14 protein-coding genes are annotated in these 19,859 nt (G+C 44.7%); 6 read left to right on the plus strand and 8 right to left on the minus strand.

The window, feature by feature from the left end:
• Nucleotides 1–165 precede the first annotated feature (165 nt).
• The 3 genes from map (at nucleotide 166) to ICN38_RS07830 (ending at nucleotide 4,611) form a co-directional block, all read left to right on the plus strand.
• Nucleotides 166–1,002, plus strand: a complete 837-nt coding sequence (gene map / locus ICN38_RS07820; protein ID WP_216256512.1) for a type I methionyl aminopeptidase — start codon at nucleotides 166–168, stop codon at nucleotides 1,000–1,002.
• 4 nt (nucleotides 1,003–1,006) lie between these two features.
• Nucleotides 1,007–3,604 carry a [protein-PII] uridylyltransferase gene (locus ICN38_RS07825; RefSeq protein WP_216256513.1) on the plus strand — a complete coding sequence of 866 codons (2,598 nt, stop codon included), beginning with the start codon at nucleotides 1,007–1,009 and terminating at the stop codon, nucleotides 3,602–3,604.
• Between the two features lie 143 nt (nucleotides 3,605–3,747).
• The gene (locus ICN38_RS07830) at nucleotides 3,748–4,611 is read left to right on the plus strand and encodes an oxaloacetate decarboxylase (protein WP_216256514.1); all 864 of its coding nucleotides are present in this window, start codon (nucleotides 3,748–3,750) and stop codon (nucleotides 4,609–4,611) included.
• Nucleotides 4,612–4,616: 5 nt separating this feature from the next.
• On the opposite strand, the gene ICN38_RS07835 is transcribed toward ICN38_RS07830, so the two are convergent.
• The 5 genes from ICN38_RS07835 to smc form a co-directional block, all read right to left on the minus strand.
• Nucleotides 4,617–5,582, minus strand: coding sequence for a tripartite tricarboxylate transporter substrate binding protein (locus ICN38_RS07835; RefSeq protein ID WP_216256515.1), 966 nt, complete (start codon nucleotides 5,580–5,582; stop codon nucleotides 4,617–4,619).
• An 8-nt stretch (nucleotides 5,583–5,590) separates the two neighbouring features.
• Nucleotides 5,591–6,109 (minus strand): carboxymuconolactone decarboxylase family protein, encoded by a 519-nt coding sequence (locus tag ICN38_RS07840; RefSeq protein WP_216256516.1) that lies wholly within the window; start codon nucleotides 6,107–6,109, stop codon nucleotides 5,591–5,593.
• 84 nt (nucleotides 6,110–6,193) lie between these two features.
• Nucleotides 6,194–8,209 carry an NAD-dependent DNA ligase LigA gene (gene ligA / locus ICN38_RS07845; protein ID WP_216256517.1) on the minus strand — a complete coding sequence of 672 codons (2,016 nt, stop codon included), beginning with the start codon at nucleotides 8,207–8,209 and terminating at the stop codon, nucleotides 6,194–6,196.
• Nucleotides 8,210–8,218: 9 nt separating this feature from the next.
• Nucleotides 8,219–9,295 (minus strand): cell division protein ZipA C-terminal FtsZ-binding domain-containing protein, encoded by a 1,077-nt coding sequence (locus ICN38_RS07850; protein WP_370624380.1) that lies wholly within the window; start codon nucleotides 9,293–9,295, stop codon nucleotides 8,219–8,221.
• Nucleotides 9,296–12,817 (minus strand): chromosome segregation protein SMC, encoded by a 3,522-nt coding sequence (smc, locus tag ICN38_RS07855; RefSeq protein ID WP_216256518.1) that lies wholly within the window; start codon nucleotides 12,815–12,817, stop codon nucleotides 9,296–9,298.
• 172 nt (nucleotides 12,818–12,989) lie between these two features.
• On the opposite strand from smc, the gene dapD reads away from it, so the two are divergent.
• Genes dapD through prmB form a run of 3 tightly spaced genes read left to right on the plus strand, consistent with a single transcriptional unit; the run spans nucleotide 12,990 to nucleotide 15,921 of the window.
• Complete coding sequence (gene dapD, locus ICN38_RS07860) at nucleotides 12,990–13,817, plus strand: 2,3,4,5-tetrahydropyridine-2,6-dicarboxylate N-succinyltransferase (protein WP_216256519.1); 828 nt, start codon at nucleotides 12,990–12,992, stop codon at nucleotides 13,815–13,817.
• Nucleotides 13,818–13,835: 18 nt separating this feature from the next.
• Nucleotides 13,836–14,987, plus strand: a complete 1,152-nt coding sequence (gene dapE, locus ICN38_RS07865; RefSeq protein ID WP_216256520.1) for a succinyl-diaminopimelate desuccinylase — start codon at nucleotides 13,836–13,838, stop codon at nucleotides 14,985–14,987.
• A 37-nt stretch (nucleotides 14,988–15,024) separates the two neighbouring features.
• A complete protein-coding gene (gene prmB / locus ICN38_RS07870) occupies nucleotides 15,025–15,921 on the plus strand; it encodes a 50S ribosomal protein L3 N(5)-glutamine methyltransferase (protein WP_216256521.1) in 897 nt (298 codons plus the stop codon).
• Nucleotides 15,922–15,924: 3 nt separating this feature from the next.
• Here the strand turns inward: prmB and radA are convergent, their stop codons facing one another.
• From radA to ICN38_RS07885, 3 genes are read right to left on the minus strand one after another with little or no spacing between them, the layout of a single operon-like run.
• Nucleotides 15,925–17,289 carry a DNA repair protein RadA gene (radA, locus tag ICN38_RS07875; RefSeq protein ID WP_216256522.1) on the minus strand — a complete coding sequence of 455 codons (1,365 nt, stop codon included), beginning with the start codon at nucleotides 17,287–17,289 and terminating at the stop codon, nucleotides 15,925–15,927.
• Between the two features lie 32 nt (nucleotides 17,290–17,321).
• The gene (locus ICN38_RS07880; protein ID WP_255562772.1) at nucleotides 17,322–17,768 is read right to left on the minus strand and encodes a hypothetical protein; all 447 of its coding nucleotides are present in this window, start codon (nucleotides 17,766–17,768) and stop codon (nucleotides 17,322–17,324) included.
• Nucleotides 17,769–17,827: 59 nt separating this feature from the next.
• Entirely contained in the window at nucleotides 17,828–19,774 is a 1,947-nt protein-coding gene (locus tag ICN38_RS07885; protein WP_370624381.1) for a potassium transporter Kup, read from the minus strand.
• Nucleotides 19,775–19,859: the final 85 nt, after the last annotated feature.

Consider the following 19,859-nt stretch of genomic DNA (forward strand, 5'->3'; position numbering starts at 1 on the left):
CCAAAATTATAGCTTATATATCAAGGCTCTAGCCAGCCCTACCCCCACTAGAACAGACTATCTACCACCTGAGATCGTCATTAGAAGCATGAAAAATGAACTTATTGCCCAAATTTTAGGCAATTGGAATAAGCCAAAAATCCCCAAGTCGTTGATAATCAAGGCATGAATAGTGTATTTACAGCTGAAAAAGACATCCTAGGAATGCGAGAGGCTGGTCGCTTGGCTAGCGAGGTTCTAGACCATATCACCCCTTTTATAAAAGCCGGGGTCAGCACTGGAGAGCTCGATCGTATTTGCCACGAATACATGCGCGATGTCCAAAAAACCATTCCTGCCCCATTGAACTATCAGCCCCCCGGTTATCCACCCTTTCCCGCTTCAATCTGCACCTCAGTCAACGATGTCATTTGTCATGGCATTCCTGGTGAAAAAACTTTGAAAGCCGGTGATGTTGTCAATCTCGATATCACGGTGATCACACCTGATGGATATTACGGGGACACTAGCAGGATGTTTATGGTGGGTGAAGTCTCGGTCCTAGCCAAACGACTCACTCAAATTACTTTTGAATGCATGTGGTTAGGTATCGCTCAAGTGAAACCGGGCGCATCACTTGGTGATATTGGGCACGTCATCCAAACCCATGCAGAAAAGGCAGGCTACTCGATTGTTCGGGAGTATTGCGGACACGGCATTGGTAAAGTGTTTCATCAAGACCCTCAAATTCTGCACTATGGCCGCCCGGGTACTGGTGAAAAATTAGTCGCTGGAATGACATTCACGATTGAGCCCATGATCAATGCGGGTCGTCGAGATATTCGCACCATGCCCGATCAGTGGACTGTTAAAACAAAAGATCGAAGCTTATCTGCGCAGTGGGAGCACACCCTACTAGTGACAGCTACTGGTGTTGAAGTACTTACTTGGTCTGAGGGCAGCAACCCGCCGCCTGATTGCGTCAAAGGTCTTTCCTTTAGGCCCACACTAGTAAACGCTTAAGGCCATGAGTCAGCCCCAGGCAGAAAATAAAATCACGGGTGCCGCAGGACTACGTGCAGCTCGAGAGATTGCCTACGAAGAGTTCCGAAATACACAAGCTGTTGGAAAACTCACCAAACAATTAAGTAAACTTAGCGATGAACTGCTCAGCCATTTATGGAATGGCTGTGGGCTAGACAATGAAGCTACTTTAGTAGCAGTTGGTGGTTTTGGCAGAGGTGCCTTATTCCCATACTCTGATATTGATATCTTGATATTGCTACCAGCCGAAAACAAAATAATTGAAGCATTGTCAAAAAAAGTAGAGCAGTTTATTGCAAGCTGTTGGGATACCGGTTTAGAAATTGGCTCCTCAGTAAGAACAGTTGAGGAATGCATCGCTGAAGCTGACCAAGACATTACAGTGCGTACCTCTCTTTTAGAGTCGCGGCTCATTTGCGGTAAGAAGCAGCTCTTTAAAGAGTTTGCAGAAGCTTTTGAGGCCTCACTTGACTCAAGAGCTTTTTTTCAAGCAAAACAAGCCGAGCAAATTCAGCGTCATTACAAATATCAAGACACACCCTACTCACTGGAACCTAACTGCAAAGAAAGTCCCGGTGGTTTGCGTGACCTGCAGGTGATTTCGTGGGTTAGCAAGGCCGCTTTATTAGGCAATACCTTTAAAGATTTAAACCAGGCAGGCTTAGTAACACAGCGTGAATTAACTGAACTCATTCGTAATCAACGTTTTTTAGAAACCCTGCGCGCTAATCTCCATTTACTTGCGGGGCGTAGGCAAGATGTTCTGGCATTTGACCTTCAGGCAGCTTTAGCAGCATCCATGGGTATTAGGGAAGAAAACTCCCGCCAAGCTAGCGAAGCCATTATGCGTCGCTACTATTGGGCAGCTAAAGCAGTGACCCAATTAAATGATGTGCTCCTGCAAAATATTGAAGCACTCCTCTTTCCACAAGAATCCAAGACTACCCACCCTATTCCCGGCGAAGGAAATGAAAGTTTTATTGAAAGACAGGGTGTTTTAGACATCACTGATCCGCAACTTTTTCAAAAGCATCCTGAGCAAATACTGCGCACCTTTTTAGTATTTGCCCAAACTGCGAATGTGAAAAGTCTCTCGGCAACTATTTTTAGAGCGCTGTACAACGCTCGTCAAAAAATGGACGGAAAGTGGCGCACTAATCCAATAAATCGCGCACTCTTCATTGAGATTCTCAAACAACCTGAAGGCGTCAGCCGCGCATTTCAACTAATGAACCGAAGCAGCGTGCTAGGTCGTTATCTCCCTGCCTTCCGTAAAATTGTCGGGCAAATGCAGCATGACTTATTCCACGTGTATACCGTTGATCAGCATATTTTGATGGTATTGCGGAATGTGCGTCGCTTTATGGTGATTGAACATACCCACGAATTTCCCTTCTGCAGCCGCTTAATTGCCCACTTTGAAAAGCCTTGGTTACTGGTTATTGCAGCCCTTTTTCATGACATCGCAAAAGGTCGTGGTGGTGACCATTCACAACTGGGCAAAGCAGATATGCGCAAGTTTGCCAAAGACCATGGTCTGGATAAGAAAGATACGGAATTATTGATCTGGTTGGTTGCTGATCACCTTTATATGAGTCAGGTAGCTCAAAAACAAGATATCACTGACCCTGATGTAGTTAGGGCCTTTGCCAAAAAAATGGGTGATGAGCGTCACTTAACAGCACTCTACTTATTAACCGTAGCTGACGTTCGTGGCACCAGCCCTAAAGTATGGAATGCCTGGAAAGGAAAACTCCTAGAGGATCTCTACCGTGCAACGCTGAGAGTTTTAGGTGGTGCTAAACCAGATGCCTCCTCGGAGCTAGCTCAACATCAAGAAGAGTCTCGTACTAAATTACGTCTCTACGGAATTAATGATGAGTCCTATGAAGAACTCTGGAAGCAACTCGATGTCGCCTTCTTCTTAAGACAAGATTCATCGGATATTGCTTGGCTCACACGCCATCTCTATAACAATGTAGATAGCGAGCAACCTATTGTCAGAGCAAGACTCTCACCCAGCGGAGGAGGCTTGCAGGTTGCCGTATATATAAAAGACCAAGAGGATCTCTTTGCCCGAATCTGTGCCTACTTTGAAAGACATGGCTTCTCAATTTGGGATGCGCGTATTCATACTACTCGTCATGGCTATGCATTAGATACCTTCCAAATCTCTGGCAGTAATCTTGTCGACGAAGGTGGAAGCTATCGCGACATTATTCAATTGGTTGAGTTTGAATTAACCGCTGCATTGAGTAATACCGAACCGCTCCCCAACCCAAGTATGGGGCGTTTATCTAGACAATCTCGCACTTTCCCGATACAACCACGCGTTCATATGGTCCCAGACGATCGTGGCAGATATTACACGCTGGCCTTGTCTGCCAGTGACCGTACAGGATTGCTCTACACCATCTCCAGAGTGCTAGCAAAACATCAGGTATCTATTCATACAGCCAGAATTAATACCTTAGGCGAAAGAGTAGAAGACGTTCTTTTGTTGGATGCGATGAACTTGAGTAAGAATCCAAAACTTCAGATTCAATTAGAGACCGAGTTACTAGAAGTCCTAGGGGCTTAATGATATATTCAATCAACTGAATCTGGGTTAATTATCTTGATACGCCTACTTGGATCATTTATATATTTTCTGAGAAGCGAAATCTGAAGTAAAAACATTATTTTATTAAAATAACACAACAGAAAAACTAAAGGGGATAGATCTTGACTAAATTGCGTGACTTAATAAACGGAAAAGACTTAATAGTTGCACCAGTCGCTCTGAATCCAATCATGGCTAGACTTGCTCGCGACTCTGGCTTTAAAGCAACTTATCTTAGTGGTGGCTCGTTGGGTTGGTATAAATGTGTAACTGAAGCAAATATCACCATGCCAGAAATTGCTTCCGTATGTCTCGACATCAGAGCTGCTTGCAACTTACCAATTATTGTTGATGCTGGAGGAGTTGGTGATCCAATGCATATCCACCGGGCAATTCAATTAATGGAAGCGACGGGTATTCAAGGGATTGAAATAGAAGACCAAATCATGCCAAGAAGGGTAGAACATCATTTGGCAATTGAACATTTGGTATCAACTGAAATGATGCTGGATCGAATCAGGGAAGCTATTTCTGCAAGAACCAATCCTGACCTTGTGATTATTGCCAGAACAAATTCAATACGAATTCCTGATTTAGGGATTGATGAGGTATTAAGACGCGGTGAGGCATTCAAGAAGGCGGGGGCAGATGCAATATTTATCTGGACTAATAAGCCTGAGGAATTAAGAATGATCGGTAATCGCATACCCGGGCCCTTGATGATGTTTGCCCCACCCGATGGTTTTGATGGCTTCGAAATGACTCCCGCTGAGCTGGCTGAATTGGGGTATCGCATTGCAGCCTCGCCAGGTGCAGCTTTTGCAGCCATGTATAAGGCTGCAAAACAATCTTACGAGTGCCTAGCTAAAGGTGTTATTAACCCCTATATGGAAAGAGGGGGGGTTAGAGCAAATATGCTTGAGGCGCACAAAACTTGTGATCTAGAAAAGCTGGTTGAAATTGAAAGAAGAACAATGAAAGATTAAATGGCTTATTGCCGTTCAATTTTCATTTGACTTATAAGAGCTATCCATTTATCGACCTCGCTACTGATGAGTTTTTTAAATTCATCGGGGGTTGAGCCTTTGGGGGTAATTCCGACCTCTAGAAACTTCGCTTGTATTTCAGGTGAGGCGAGAGCCACTTGTATTTCTCGATTCAGCTTGTTCACAATTACCTGAGGAGTGTCAGCGTGCACTGCTATACCATTCCACAAAAATTCTCGGTAATTTGTGACACCCTGCTCTTCTAGGGTTGGAGTGTTTGGTAATTTATAGCTACGATTTTTTGAGGTTACTGCAATAGGGATAAATTCTTGCGCTTGAATATGAGGTAATGCTGGATAAATGATGTCAAACGCTAAGTCTATATCTCCAGCCTTTAGTGCGGTGGTAATAGCTGGTGTTGATTTATATGGAATGATAGTAATAGGTAGATTTTGTGTTTTCAGAAAAAGTAGTGAAGCAAGATGAAGGCCACTTCCAATGGAGGTAGTGCCAATATTGAGTCTATTAGGGCTTGCATTTGCTAATTGCTGCAAGTTAGAGATCGATTTTATTTTAGAATCACTTCGAACAAGAATTGCTAAATCAAAATTCGCCAAGGTAGATACTGGGGTAAATGTTTTTCTAATATCGTAGGAAAGATTTTTAAAATAAGCGGCGGAGCCAGCGTCTCCATAATTTAGTAATAGTATGGTGTATCCATCGGGCTTTAATTTAGCAACAGTTTCGGCCGCTACAATTCCACCGGCACCTGGAAAATTTTCTACAACTACTTGCTGACCCAATCCTTCGCCCAGTTTTTTTGCTACCGCCCTCGCTGTAATGTCAGCTACCCCTCCAGGAGCATATCCAATGACAAAACGAATTGGTCTATTTGGATATTCTTGGGAAAAAATCGGACTACAAAATACCAATAGAAGCAGTGATGTTAAAAGTTGAGAAATTTTTTTCATCGTATGAATTAGTAGGAAATTTTCAATGCAGTTAAAAAACGAGAAACCATGTTGTAGGATGCGACTGTAGTAACGAGCTCAAGTATTTCTCTGTCGTTAAAATGCTCAGCTATTGTGAAGAATAGCTGGTCGCTAACCTCAATTTCTTTAGTCATTGCATCGGCTAATTGAATAACAATTAATTCTTGAGTTGAAAAAAGACTGGTATCTATCTCAATCAATAGGTTATCTATCTGTAGATTACTGAGCCCTGCTTGTTGAGCAGGAATTCGGTGCGCTTCAAATTCATAAAGCGATTTATTGAGTGAAGCCACTCTCAATATACAAATTTCCCTAATGGAAGCTGGGAGCGAATTCTTGAGTCTAACGGCGGAAATTAAACTTTCCCAGCCAATAGCAATGTCCTTACTATTTAAAAGCGTTCTATAAAGTGGCGATATCTTTCCCCGGGCAGCCAATATTTTTTCTTCAATATCCTTTAGTTCGGGATTGCTACCTGGCTCAATTTGATTAATTCTATTTTTCAATGTAAATATCTCTTATATATTTACTGAGAGTATTTATGAATTTATTTAAATTAGCAACTATCTGATATTTTTACAGGAAATCGACTACTTCAACAAGTCGATCATTGCCGCTTCATCAATCACTGGCACACCCAACTCTTCTGCTTTGGTAAGCTTGCTACCAGCATCGGTGCCCGCCACAACATAGTCGGTTTTCTTTGAAACAGAGCCAGCTACTTTTGCCCCTGCTTTTTCTAGAAAGTCTTTAGCCTCATCGCGCGTCATCGTTGGAAAAGTACCAGTTAGTACAAAGGTCTTGCCTGCCACGGCTGCACTAATGACTTTTTCTTCAACGGCAAGTTGCATGCCCGAAGCAAGAATCTGCTCAATCACCTCGCGGTTATGGGCCTCTTGCATAAAGCTGATGATTGAATCTGCCACTACCGGACCTACATCTTTCACTGTCAGGAGATCTTCAAGACCTGCGTCCATCAAGGCATGCATCGACTGATAATGATTGGCCAAATCTTTGGCTGTTGTTTCACCAACGTGCCTAATACCTAAGGCAAAGATAAATCTGGCTAGCGTTGTATTTCTAGATTGGTTAATAGCCTGAATCAGGTTATCTGCAGATTTATCGCCCATGCGATCAAGGTTTGCAAGGGCAGTAAATCCTAAGCGGTAAAGATCGGCTGGCGTTCTCACTAGATTTTGATCTACCAATTGATCAACAATCTTTTCACCTAAGCCCTCAATATCTAAAGCCCTTCTATGGGCAAAATGAATCAATGCTTGTTTTCGTTGTGCTCCACAAAATAATCCGCCGCTACAGCGAGCTACTGCCTCATCCGCCAAGCGCTCAATATGTGAATCACATACAGGGCAACGCGTCGGCATGACAAATTGTTTTGCATCTACAGGACGACGATCCAAGATAACGGATACCACCTCAGGAATGACATCACCCGCTCTTCTTACTGAAACCGTATCTCCAATACGCACATCCTTGCGCTTCACCTCATCTTCATTATGCAAGGTTGCATTGGTTACGGTCACCCCACCAACCTCAACTGGTGCAAGCCTTGCCACTGGGGTAATCGCGCCAGTACGCCCTACCTGAACATCAATTCCTAATACGGTAGTTAAGGCCTCTTGCGCCGGGTATTTGTGTGCTAAGGCAAATCTTGGTGCCCTGGATACAAAACCTAACTTCGCCTGCTCAGCAAATGAATTGACTTTATAAACCACGCCATCAATGTCATATGGCAATAAATCTCTTTTTGCACCGATCTCGTTATAGAAGGCTAAGATTTCTTCTACTGAGTTCAGTACCTTACGCTCAGAGCAGATAGGCAGCCCTAAATCAGCATAAGTATTCAGCAATTCTTCATGCGTTTTAGGAAGCCATGATTGCGGTTCAAGAGCACCTAAACCATAAGCAAAAAACGAAAGGGGTCTTTTTGCAGTAATTTTTGAATCTAATTGACGTAGACTTCCTGCTGCTGCATTTCTGGGGTTGGCAAATTCCTTCTCCCCAAGAGCTGCAGCATGCTCATTCATCTTTTGAAAGTCTTTTAGGTACATAAATACCTCGCCGCGTACCTCTAATACTTTTGGAATATTTTTTCCTGCCAGTTTTAATGGAATAGCACGAATAGTCTTGATATTAGCAGTGACATCTTCACCAGTTGCACCATCGCCTCGGGTTGCGGCAGTAACCAATGTGCCATTTTCATAACGCAAGGAAATGGCTAAGCCATCAAACTTCAGTTCACCTGCATAAACCACATGACTGGTATGCAAAGCCTCACGACAACGGCGATCAAAAGCAATCAGCTCCGCATCCTCAAATGCATTATTGAGAGAAAGCATGGGAACGGCATGCTGGACAGAATCAAACTCTTTTAAGGCAGCTCCGCCAACCCGTTGCGATAAAGAATCTGATGTAATCCAGTCAGGATGAGCAGCCTCGATTTCCAGCAATTCTCGATAGAGGCGGTCGTACTCAATATCAGGGAGAAGTGGACTATCTAAGACGTAGTAGGCATGCTCCAGACGAGCAAGCTCTGCCTGCAAGAATGCGTAACGCTCCGTTAAATTTGACGGACTATTAGACGACAAAGTAATTTCCTAGCTAAAGAGTCTACTTGCAGTAGAAGAGCCGGAACTGATGCCGCTCTTCTCAAGATTGGCATAGAGTACATCGAGATGTTGCCGAATACTAATCACCGCAGCTTCTGACAAATTAATGCCATTGTCATCTACTATGCGGCCATGAGCAGCCTGAGCAATTTCTACTCCTTCGCCCAGCATTCTTTCAAACGCGCGCTCATCTTGAGCGACTAAAGGAACCTCTAGCAACAAAGTTAATTGAGTCACTGATTTATTCGGGTCAAGTTCGGCACTATTAAAAATAAGCGCTCCATTGCTGAAATGCTCATATTGCCTACCATTGCGCGCTAACTTAAACCCTCGTTGACGCATGAGAGCATCAAAATTACCCCATGGGCAAGGCTCATCAAGAAGCACATTAATACTGAGTTGAATATCGCTCTCAGCGGCCATGGCATCAAGCTCTTTAGCGGTTTCTAGCATGGTACTGACGCTTGGCATATCGATTTGAGAGCCAAGCGTATCAGCGAGAGCTTGGGCACGTGAGCAAAAATCAGAAAGCTCTAAAACACCAATGGCTCCTCGGCGACTCGCCAATTGAATAGCCAACTGCAATTCTGAATAAGTAGCATCTGGCGACAAGGCTTCCCAAGATTGGGCTGCATCTACATCTGCATTCAGACCTTCGCACATCCAACGAGCATTAGCCTGAGCACCCAAGTTTGTCCAAGTATCGATTTCTTCTAAAATCTCAGCGCCGCTGATAGCCTCATCAAACCGTAATGTAATCACGCAATCAATGCGCGGATCAATTGCAAACTTTTCTGGGGTAGAGATTGTTTGAGAAAATGCTTCACCAAAATTAGGCTCTGAACGCTGCGAAGAATCCGTCTCTGCAAAGACCTGCCCAAAACTAGGTTCTCGAGAAAACCGATCGTCACTCGAGAGCTCTCCTTGCTCGCGCGCTTTTTTGCGAGCATAGGCATGTTTAATATTGAGAATAGCGACTGAAATCAATATCAGTCCGCCGATTACAGCCAAAGCAAATTGCAAATCAGACAAACCCAGCATCGTCATGATTTGTTCTACATCCACTTAAGCAGCCTCCACCATTGAAACCGCAGAGGAAATATCCACCGCCACAATCCGGGAAACACCCTGCTCTTGCATAGTGACACCGATTAACTGATGCGCGATTTCCATAGTGATCTTATTATGTGAAATAAAGACGAACTGGGTCTTATCTGACATTTTGGCAACCATCTGGGAATAGCGCAAGGTGTTTGCATCGTCTAATGGCGCATCCACCTCATCGAGTAAGCAGAAAGGTGCTGGATTTAAGAGGAAGAGTGAGAACACCAAAGCAATAGCAGTCAGGGCTTTTTCGCCACCGGAAAGCAAGTAAATACTGCTGTTTTTCTTGCCAGGGGGCTGAGCCATCACCTGAACACCCGCATCCAAAATCTCCTCTCCAGTCATCACAAGCTCTGCATGACCACCGCCAAAGAGCTCTGGGAAGAGTTTGCCAAAATGGGTATTCACTTGATCGAATGTACCTTGCAACAAATCACGTGTCTCTGCATCAATTTTGGCAATAGCATCTGTTAAGGTTTGCATAGCTTCATTCAAGTCAGCCGATTGCGCATCTAAGAATTGCTTGCGTTCACGTGAACTTGCCAACTCATCTAGGGCAGCCATATTGACCGGGCCAAGTGATTGAATCTCTGTATTTAAACGATTCACTTCCGTTTGCAAAGCGCCGACTTTCAAGTCTAGGCTGAAATTGGCTTCTAATGCTATTAAGTCTGCTTCAGCATCAGCCAATAAAGTGGCAAATTGCTCATAATTAAGGCGGGCTGCTTGCTCACGTAACTGTAAGTCGACTACCTTATCACGCATTGGTTGCAAACTACGCTCCACTTGCATGCGCGCTTCATCAGCTTCACGCAATTGATGCAATAAGGCATCTTGTTCAGTGCGGGCATTAGCCAGAGCAGCTTCACGTGCACTACGTGCTAGTAATAAGCCCTGTAACTTGTCTTGCGCCTCTTCATCGCTCAATGTCTCTAATTCTTGAGTGGCAGCATCGTGCTTATCTTGAATTTCCATGATTTGAGTACGCGCTGTACTCTGATCACGTTGCAAATCCGTAATACGTTGTTGTAATGAGCGAGTTTCAAAAGCAGCCTCTTGGGCAGCCATCTCTGCAGCACGCAATGATTCACGTAAGCGATCACGTTCTTGAGTGGCAAGCTGCAATTTCTCTTGGGCTAGGCTTAATGCCTCTTGCGATCCCTGCCTAGAACCCTCTGACTCTAATAACTCAGCAGCAGATTGCTCTTGTGTGGCGCTTAACTGCAGTATTTGCTGGCTTAGCTCACCCATCTCATTCTGAATTTGAGCAGCGCGAGTACTGTACTGCTCTTCAGCCTGAGTCAATTGCATTCTTTCAACTTCGAAACCATGCGCTTCTTGAACTGCATGCTCTGCATTGATGCGTGCTTGCTCAGCCGCCTGATGAGCAGCCTGATAATTTGCTACACATTGATCTAATTCACCTTTAAGTTCGCTTTGCATGAGTTGCTGGGCGCGCAATTGCTTTTCAAGACTTTCCATTTCTTGGGCGCGGGCCAACATACCTGCTTGCTCAGAATCGGCTGCATAAAGCTGCACACTTACTCTACTTACAAGATGGCCTTGTTGAGTAACAAAGGCGCCGCCTGCTGGCAATTTTTCACGACGATGCAATGCATCCTCGAGGCTACTAGCGATGTAGATATTATCCAACCACTCTTGCAAGACTGAAGTGAGCCTGGGTGCACCAGCACTTTGTACTCTGGTTAAGAGAGGAACAAAGTCTGTAGGTGCATTGGTATGCGCTGGTGTGATATCTTCAGTCAATAAGATGGCTAAGCGACTTGGCGGGGCATCATTAGCTAATGCTAGAGTTTCCTGCACACTCTTTGCGGTAACAGCAGCTAAACGCTCACGCAATACTGATTCCAAAGCGGCTTCCCAACCGCTCTCCACTTTAAGTTCTTGCCAAAGGCGCTTACTCTCTTTCAGTCCTTTGCTCTCAAGCCAGGGCCCAATTTTTCCTTGAGCCTGAACACTGGCCTGTAATGCCGTTAAAGCAGTTAACCTTGCCTCTGTTTGGGCTAGATCTTGATTGGCACTTTGAATGTTGTGTTGAGCAGTATTTCTGGCTTCATCCGCAGTAGGAACACGCTGCTGAGTCTCTTGAGCACGCTGCTTCGATTCTTCCACTTTGCGCTGTGCCATCACCTGGCGATCAATTGCCATCTGTAATGCCTCTGCATCAGGCCTACGCATTCCATCAAGCTCACTAGTCAAACGAGCCTCACGACCTTTCAATTCATCTGACTGAGAGCTCATAGCGCGCATCCGCTCGCCTAAGCTTGCTAAGCGCTGTTCAATGCTAGCCAAACTATCGCGCGCAGCATTTAAAGTGTTTGATGAATTTTGATACTCGTCATCGCGACCTGGCATTTGATCCATCAAGGCGCCTAGATCAGCCAATAATGTTTGCTCTTTATCAGATGCCACACTTAATTCATGCTCAGCTGTACGTTGGGCTTGGGCTGCATCAGTTTCTTGAACTGTCCAGCGCTGCAGTTGAGCCAACAAATCTTGCACTTGTTGCTGCAAACGTTGACGAGCCTCTTGCACATAATGAATCTGTGATTCAACCTGACTTACATCAGAATTGGTTTGATAAAGATCGCCTTGTGCTTGAGAGACTTTGTCTTGTAATGCGTACTGCTGGGTCCGCATCGTTTCTAGCTCAGCTTCCGCATGACGCAACTTGGCTGTTTGCTCCTCAAGACCGACTTGAGTATCGCGAATACCATTCGCATGACGCTCTTGCTCTTTGCCAGCCTCTGTTTGACGGACAAACCACAATAATTGTTGCTGCGATTTCATCTGCACGGATAACTCAGCATGACGCTCAGCGACAGTTGCTTGTTTTTCTAAGCGAGTTAATTGTTGATCCAACTCTCGCAAAATATCTTCAACACGAGTTAAGTTTTCAACAGTGTCTTCCAGGCGGGATGCCGTTTCTTTGCGACGCTCTTTATATTTAGAAACACCAGCAGCCTCTTCCAAGAAAACGCGTAACTCTTCTGGCTTGGCTTCCAAAATACGATTGATCGTACCTTGACCAATAATGGCATAGCCTCTTGGACCCATACCGGTGCCCAAGAAAATATCTTGAATATCTTTTCGGCGCACTACTTGGTTATTTACGTAATAACTAGAATTGCCGTCACGCGTTAAAACACGCTTCACACCAAGCTCGGTAAATGCGCTCCACTGACCTTGTGCTCGACCATCTGAATTATCAAAAATAAGTTCTACGCTGGCACGACCAGAAGGCTTACGCAATCCAGAGCCATTAAAAATAACGTCCTGCATGGATTCACCACGCAGCTCACTGGCACGAGATTCGCCTAATACCCAACGCACAGCGTCAATGATGTTTGATTTTCCACAGCCATTAGGACCTACGACACCAATTAATTGGCCAGGCATTTCAAGGTGGGTTGGGTCGACGAAAGACTTAAAGCCGGAAAGTTTGATGGATTTCAGTTGCACGGCGTACTTTGCTGGGAAAAAGGTTCAAATAAAGGGGATAAAAATTAAAGCTAAAGTGGGAAGATGATAGCAAGCTTGGGACTCCTGACACGCGTTTTTTCCCCACAGATATAATGATAAATCTACATTCAGGGCCAAAATCCCTTAACAATCTGATAGTTAACTAAAAAGCATGAGCCAATCACCACAAAGCATCATCGAACAAGCCTGGGAAAACCGTACAAGTCTCTCACCAGAAAGCGCACCTGCGGACGTCCGCGAGGCTGTTAACGCCGTCCTAGAGGGCTTAAATAACGGTTCCATTCGTGTAGCTGAACGCCGTAGCGTAGGGCAATGGGAAGTAAATCAATGGGTTAAGAAGGCTGTCCTGATATCTTTCCGTCTTGAAGACAACAAACCTATGGCAGCCGGTGGTTATACCCAGTTCTATGACAAAGTCCCTAGTAAGTTCGAGAACTACACGGCGGCTGACTTTGCTGCTGGTGGCTTTAGGGTTGTCCCCCCAGCCATAGCTCGACGTGGTTCATTTATTGGTAAAAATGCTGTTTTGATGCCCTCCTATGTCAATATTGGTGCTTATGTAGGCGAAGGCAGTATGGTTGACACCTGGGCTACGGTTGGGTCTTGCGCCCAAATCGGCAAAAACGTGCATCTCTCAGGTGGCGTTGGTATTGGTGGTGTTTTGGAGCCACTTCAGGCAGGCCCTGTCATTATTGAAGATAACTGCTTCATCGGTGCGCGCTCAGAAGTTGTCGAAGGCGTCATCATTGAAGAAAACGCTGTGCTTTCCATGGGTGTCTATATTGGTCAAAGTACCAAGATATATGACCGTGAAACTGGCGAGGTTCATTATGGCCGTGTACCAGCAGGTTCAGTTGTGGTTCCAGGCTCCTTGCCATCGGCTTGCGGTAAATACAGCTTATATGCTGCAGTCATCGTGAAGAAAGTAGATGCTCAGACCAGGGCTAAAACTGCAATTAATGAATTACTTCGCGACTAATCTGAATTCAGAGAACTCATGAGCGCCGCCCTCCAGCTAACTGAAGCTCTCATTGCCTGCCGTTCAGTGACGCCTGCTGATGGCGGCTGTCAAGATCTCATTGCTAAAAGACTTCAAGCAATTGGCTTTCATACCGAGAGCGTTGTTAGTGGGCCTGAGAACTTCCAGGTTACCAATTTATGGGCCATCAAAAAAGGGACAGCTGGTGATCAAGGCAAAGTATTTGTTTTTGCCGGGCATACTGATGTAGTGCCTACTGGCCCCCTAGAAAAGTGGAACAGTGATCCTTTTACCCCCACCATTCGAGATGGCATGCTCTATGGTCGTGGCGCTGCTGATATGAAGACCTCCTTGGCAGGCTTTGTGGTCGCTACAGAAGAATTCATCATCACTCATCCTAATCACGAAGGTTCGATTGCTTTTTTAATCACAAGCGATGAAGAAGGACCTGCTCACGATGGCACGGTCATTATGTGTGAGCGCCTCCAGAAACAAGGTCAACGCTTAGACTATTGCGTGGTTGGTGAACCCACTTCAGTAGAGCATCTTGGTGACATGATCAAGAATGGCCGTCGTGGCTCCCTGTCTGGCAAGCTCATTATTAATGGCATTCAGGCTCATATTGCTTACCCTCATTTAGGCAGGAATCCTATTCACCTGGCAGCCCCAGCGATTGCGATCCTATCGGAAACAGAATGGGATAAAGGAAATGAGTATTTTCAGCCAACCAGTTTTCAAATTTCGAATATTCATTCTGGAACCGGTGCAAACAATATTATTCCCGGTGAGTTGTCATTAGACTTTAACTTTCGCTTCTCTACAGAGAGTAAACCTGAAGAACTGCGTGAGCGTGTTGAGAAAATCCTCAATGATGCAGGCCTGGAATTTCAAGTAGATTGGCACCTAGGTGCCAGCCCCTTCATTACCGGTGATGGTGCTTTAGCCAGTGCCCTGAGCTCTGCCATCAAAGCAGAAACGAAGATTACTACCGAAATATCTACCACTGGCGGCACTAGTGATGGGCGCTTTATCTCTCAAGTCTGCAAAGAAGTTGTAGAGTTTGGACCACTCAATGCTACAAGTCATAAGATCAATGAGTGCGTCATTGTGGATAACGTTGAACCACTGAAAAATATTTATCGCAGAACCCTTGAGCAATTAATTGCTTAATTTGCGTTAACCTTTTATTGCCCACCAAACATCCAATATGGATCCCGAGCCTTCACAAAATATCTCTCTAAAAGAGTGCATTGCGCAAATTGCACAAAAATTAGAGCGTGCTAACTTACATTATGGCCATGGTGCTGTGGATGCGCAAAGCGAAGCTTTGTGGATCGCCAGTAAGCAACTCGATTTAAGTCCAGCAGAAGCACTAGATCATCTAGATCAAACTTTTACAACAGAGCAATTACAAAAGGGGTTAGTCATTGCTGATGAAAGAATCCTCACTCGTAAACCACTTGCTTATATTTTGGGTGAAGCCTGGTTAATGGGCGTTCCGTTTTACTGCAGCGAGCAAAGTATCGTGCCGCGTTCTTGGATTGCTGAACTTATCGTAGAGGGAATACTTGAGCCATGGTTGCCAGCGGATGGAAAGGTACTTGACCTTTGTACTGGGAATGGATCACTCGCCATTCTATTAGCCCTATCGTGCCCAGATATTCATATCAGTGCTTGTGACATCAGTATGCCCGCCCTATCACTAGCAGCCCGAAATATAGATCGACATCATCTTGGTAGCCAAATCGAGTTATTCAATGGTGACTTATGGGGGGCCCTCCCTGAGCCTAATGATGAGAATCTTTTTGATCTTATTGTTTGTAATCCGCCATACGTTAATGCTAATTCAATGAATACATTACCTGCTGAGTATCACGCGGAACCTATCCTTGCTTTAGCAGGCGGTGATGATGGCATGGATTTAATCAGGCGCATCATTTCTGCAGCACCTGATTATCTGTCTGAGCGTGGTGCTATCTTGATTGAAATTGGCAACGAGTTTAAAAACTTCAAAAAAGCGTTTCCTCAAATACCAGTGATTTGGATGGAAGTGTCTGCTGGTGAAGAGCAGGTCTTACTCATTCAGGCAGAAGATCTGCGCTAAACCTTAAGTTAGTTCCGCAGCTGCTGCTATGGCCTGATCAATTCGCTCTACAGGAATAATTCTTAATCCTGGTATTTTTGCCTTAGGCATATTCGCCTTCGGAATGATGGCAACTGTGAAGCCTAGTTTTGCAGCCTCTTTTAAGCGCTCTTGTCCGCGAGGACATGGCCGAATTTCTCCAGCTAAACCCACCTCACCAAAAACAATTAACTCTTTTGGTAAAGCGCGGTTACGAATCGAAGATTGAATTGCTAAAAGAACAGCTAAGTCTGCTGCAGGTTCTGAAATTTTGACCCCGCCAACAGCATTTAGAAATACATCCTGATCAAAACAAGCAATACCAGCATGGCGATGAAGTACTGCTAAGAGCATCGCTAGGCGTGCCTGCTCTAAGCCAACCGCTAGTCTGCGCGGATTAGGTACATGTGCGGTATCCACCAGAGCTTGAATCTCTACTAATAAAGGGCGGCTACCCTCTTGAGTAACTAATACACAAGCGCCTGGAACCATCTGCTCATGCTGGGATAAAAAGATTGCGGAAGGGTTGGTTACGCCGCGCAAACCCTTTTCAGTCATCGCAAATACGCCCAATTCGTTCACAGCACCAAAGCGATTTTTAATCGAGCGGACTAAACGAAATGAGGAATGGGTGTCACCTTCAAAATACAGTACGGTGTCAACAATATGCTCTAAAACTCGTGGGCCAGCTAAATGACCATCCTTAGTCACATGGCCCACCATCAATACACAAATGCCACTTGACTTAGCAGCTCTGGTTAATTGCGCTGCGCATTCTCTAACCTGAGCCACTGATCCAGGAGCCGAACTGAGCACTTCTGAATATAAAGTTTGAATCGAATCAACTACTAATACTTGAGGTTTAACCGTATCCATAATGGATAGCAACTTCTCAAGCTGAATTTCTGCAAGTACCTCTAACTGTGGCGCATCCAAAGCAATTCTTTTGGCCCGCAAAGCAATCTGTGCGGCAGATTCCTCACCACTGCTATAGAGCACATTCATTCCAGCAGAACTCATCTCTGCCAGAGCCTGCAATAGCAAAGTAGATTTACCTATACCCGGATCACCACCCAATAGCACAACACCACCAGGAACTAAGCCACCGCCAAGTACACGATCAAACTCTTCAACACCAGTGCTAAATCTGGGCAAGTCTTTGGCACTAATTGCAGAAAGTTTTTGCCTAGGTAAGGATTGAGCTAAGCCCTGAAAGCGCGAGTTTGAGCTTCCCTCTGGCAACCCCTCCTCCAAGGTATTCCATGCCTGGCAGGATGGGCACTGTCCTTGCCATTTAGCGCAAGTGCCACCGCATGACTGACAGATGTAAATCGTTTTAACTTTTGCCAAGTGCTTACCCAATGAAATTTTGAATGACTAAATTAGTCGAGTTGAGTGCCAGCTTTATTTTCTTGTGCGCGCTTGGGTGCATCTTTGCGGCGCTGCTCTAAATCGGCAGCCCGAGCAGCAGCATCCTTTTGCTTCTCTTCGTACTCACGTTGATTAGCAGCACGTTCAGCTGCTTTTTCAGGCGCCGCGCGATCAGCAGCACGCTTAATATCATCTTGGTTCTTCAAGCTCTCACGCAATATGCGCTGAGCCTCACGCACAGCGACTTCCTGCGCCCTAATAGGATCTAGCTCTTTACGATAGTCAGCCCTGACATCACGGAGACAATAATTAACCCAGAATTTTTGATAGCAAACAGCAGAATCTCTTTTTAAGCGATACTCAACCCACTCTCGTTGAAGCTCTAACTCTTGTTCAATTTTTGTTAACTGCTCAAGTTCAGCCTCTTCAGCTGGAGTTGCAAGAACTAATCCACTCATTGAGCAAATCATCAGCAACACACCCAGAAATACCTTTAATCCGACGGGTAAATTTCTTCTCAAATTTCCACCTTAGCACCAAGCTCTACCAAGCGATTGGCAGGAATCTTAAAGAAGTCAGATTGACGACCAGCATTTTGATACATCCAACAAAACAGACGTTCGCGCCAAATAGCCATTCCTGGAATGTCCGAAGAAGAAACAATGGTATCGCGCGATAAGAAGAAGGAGGTATCCATCAAGTCAAATTTAAGTCCGGAGGATTTTTCGATCAACTCAATGATGTGACCCATATCAGGAGTCTCATTAAATCCATAGACGGCGCGCACTACATAAATGCCGTTACCCAGATCGCGCAAAGTAATACGCTCCTCATCTTTTACATAAGGTACATCCCAAATACTGACCTTCAAGAAAAAGACGCGTTCATGTAAAACGTGGTTGTGCTTCAGATTGTGCAAGAAGGACACTGGTAAATAGTCCACATGTGCCGTAAGGAATACCGCTGTACCCTCAACCCTATGTGGTGGATGCTGCATCAACACATCAATGAAGCTTTTTAATTCAATACCATTATTCACGGCATTGTGGCGCAAGATTTTACGACCTTGATACCAAGTCATTAAAACCATGAAACAAATAGCGCCCAGTAAAAGCGGAAACCAACCACCTTCTAAAATCTTCAAAAGATTTGCTGTTAAAAAAGCCAAATCAACAATTAAGAAAGCGCTAATGACTAAAGTCACAAGCCAAGCATTCCATTGCCAGACAATACGCATCACAATGGCTGCTAAAAAGGTTGTCACAATCATGGTGGTGGTAACTGCAATACCGTATGCAGCAGCTAAATTTTCTGACTTCTTAAATGCCAAGACAACAACAATCACTAAAACCAACAATGTCCAGTTAACAAGGGGCATGTAGATCTGGCCGATTTCTCTATCCGATGTATGTCGCACTTTCATGCGCGGTACAAATCCTAACAAGATAGCTTGGCTGGTCATAGAAAACGCGCCTGAAATTACGGCTTGAGAGGCAATCACAGTAGCTAAGGTTGCCAAAATGACTAATGGCAATACAAAAGTCTCAGGCACCATCAAGAAAAATGGGTTAGAAATAGTCTCAGGATTATTTAGGAACATTGCTCCTTGCCCAAAGTAGTTCAATAGCAAACAAGGCATCACAATAAAAAACCAACCCATGCGTATAGGTTTTGCACCAAAGTGACCCATGTCCGCATAAAGTGCTTCTGCTCCAGTAAGAACAAGGAAGACAGCTCCCAGAACAATAAAGCCTTGTAATGAATGCTCTATCAGAAAGCCGACAGCATAGATTGGGTTAATTGCAGCGAAGATGGCGGGATTCTGAATAACCTGATGAATCCCCATTAATCCAATTGTAATAAACCAAATCATCATGATTGGGCCAAAAAGTTTACCCACTACATCAGTTCCAGTTTTTTGAATGAAGAATAATGCCGCCAAAATAAAAATGGTAATTGGCAAAACAAAACGAGTCAGATCACTTGATATGACCTCTAAACCCTCTACCGCCGAGAGTACTGAAATAGCAGGGGTAATAATAGCGTCACCATAAAACATACAAGCACCGAATACACCTGCCATGATGATCATGCTGGCGCGCTTAGATCCGGAAGGCGCAGTTCTCAGCGCCAAAGCCATTAGAGCTAAGATTCCACCCTCACCATGATTGTTTGCGCGCATCACAAACAAAACGTACTTCAGTGATACAACAACTGCAAATGCCCAAAACACCATGGATATCACTCCATAAACTGCATCGGGAGAAAATGGAATGCCATGCTCAGCACTAAAACATTCTTTAAGGGCATATAGCGGGCTCGTGCCAATGTCGCCAAAAACAATGCCGATTGCTGCAAACATCAGCGATATAGATGCGCCGTTTTTGTGCGGATTATTCTCGCGCGAGATATCCACCGGCCTTAACAAAGACGAATCAGAAAACTCAGGATTGCTAACTGACATTACTAAACCCTTGGGTGTTGTTGCGTGGCAATATGTTACTCCTTATAGAGGATCTTTAAAGATCTCGAAACCCTTAAAAAGGGCC

Origin of the sequence: Polynucleobacter sp. AP-Melu-500A-A1 (genome assembly GCF_018882125.1) — a bacterium.
In the GTDB taxonomy this organism is placed as follows: Bacteria; Pseudomonadota; Gammaproteobacteria; order Burkholderiales; family Burkholderiaceae; genus Polynucleobacter.

Bases quoted from the DNA above. Each gene is read 5' to 3' on its own strand.
- map (WP_216256512.1), top strand. From the start codon at position 166: ATGAATAGTGTATTTACAGCTGAAAAAGACATCCTAGGAATGCGAGAG.
- ICN38_RS07825 (WP_216256513.1), top strand. From the start codon at position 1,007: ATGAGTCAGCCCCAGGCAGAAAATAAAATCACGGGTGCCGCAGGACTA.
- ICN38_RS07835 (WP_216256515.1), bottom strand. From the start codon at position 5,582: ATGAAAAAAATTTCTCAACTTTTAACATCACTGCTTCTATTGGTATTT.
- dapD (WP_216256519.1), top strand. From the start codon at position 12,990: ATGAGCCAATCACCACAAAGCATCATCGAACAAGCCTGGGAAAACCGT.
- dapE (WP_216256520.1), top strand. From the start codon at position 13,836: ATGAGCGCCGCCCTCCAGCTAACTGAAGCTCTCATTGCCTGCCGTTCA.
- prmB (WP_216256521.1), top strand. From the start codon at position 15,025: ATGGATCCCGAGCCTTCACAAAATATCTCTCTAAAAGAGTGCATTGCG.
- ICN38_RS07880 (WP_255562772.1), bottom strand. From the start codon at position 17,768: ATGAGTGGATTAGTTCTTGCAACTCCAGCTGAAGAGGCTGAACTTGAG.
- ICN38_RS07885 (WP_370624381.1), bottom strand. From the start codon at position 19,774: ATGTCAGTTAGCAATCCTGAGTTTTCTGATTCGTCTTTGTTAAGGCCG.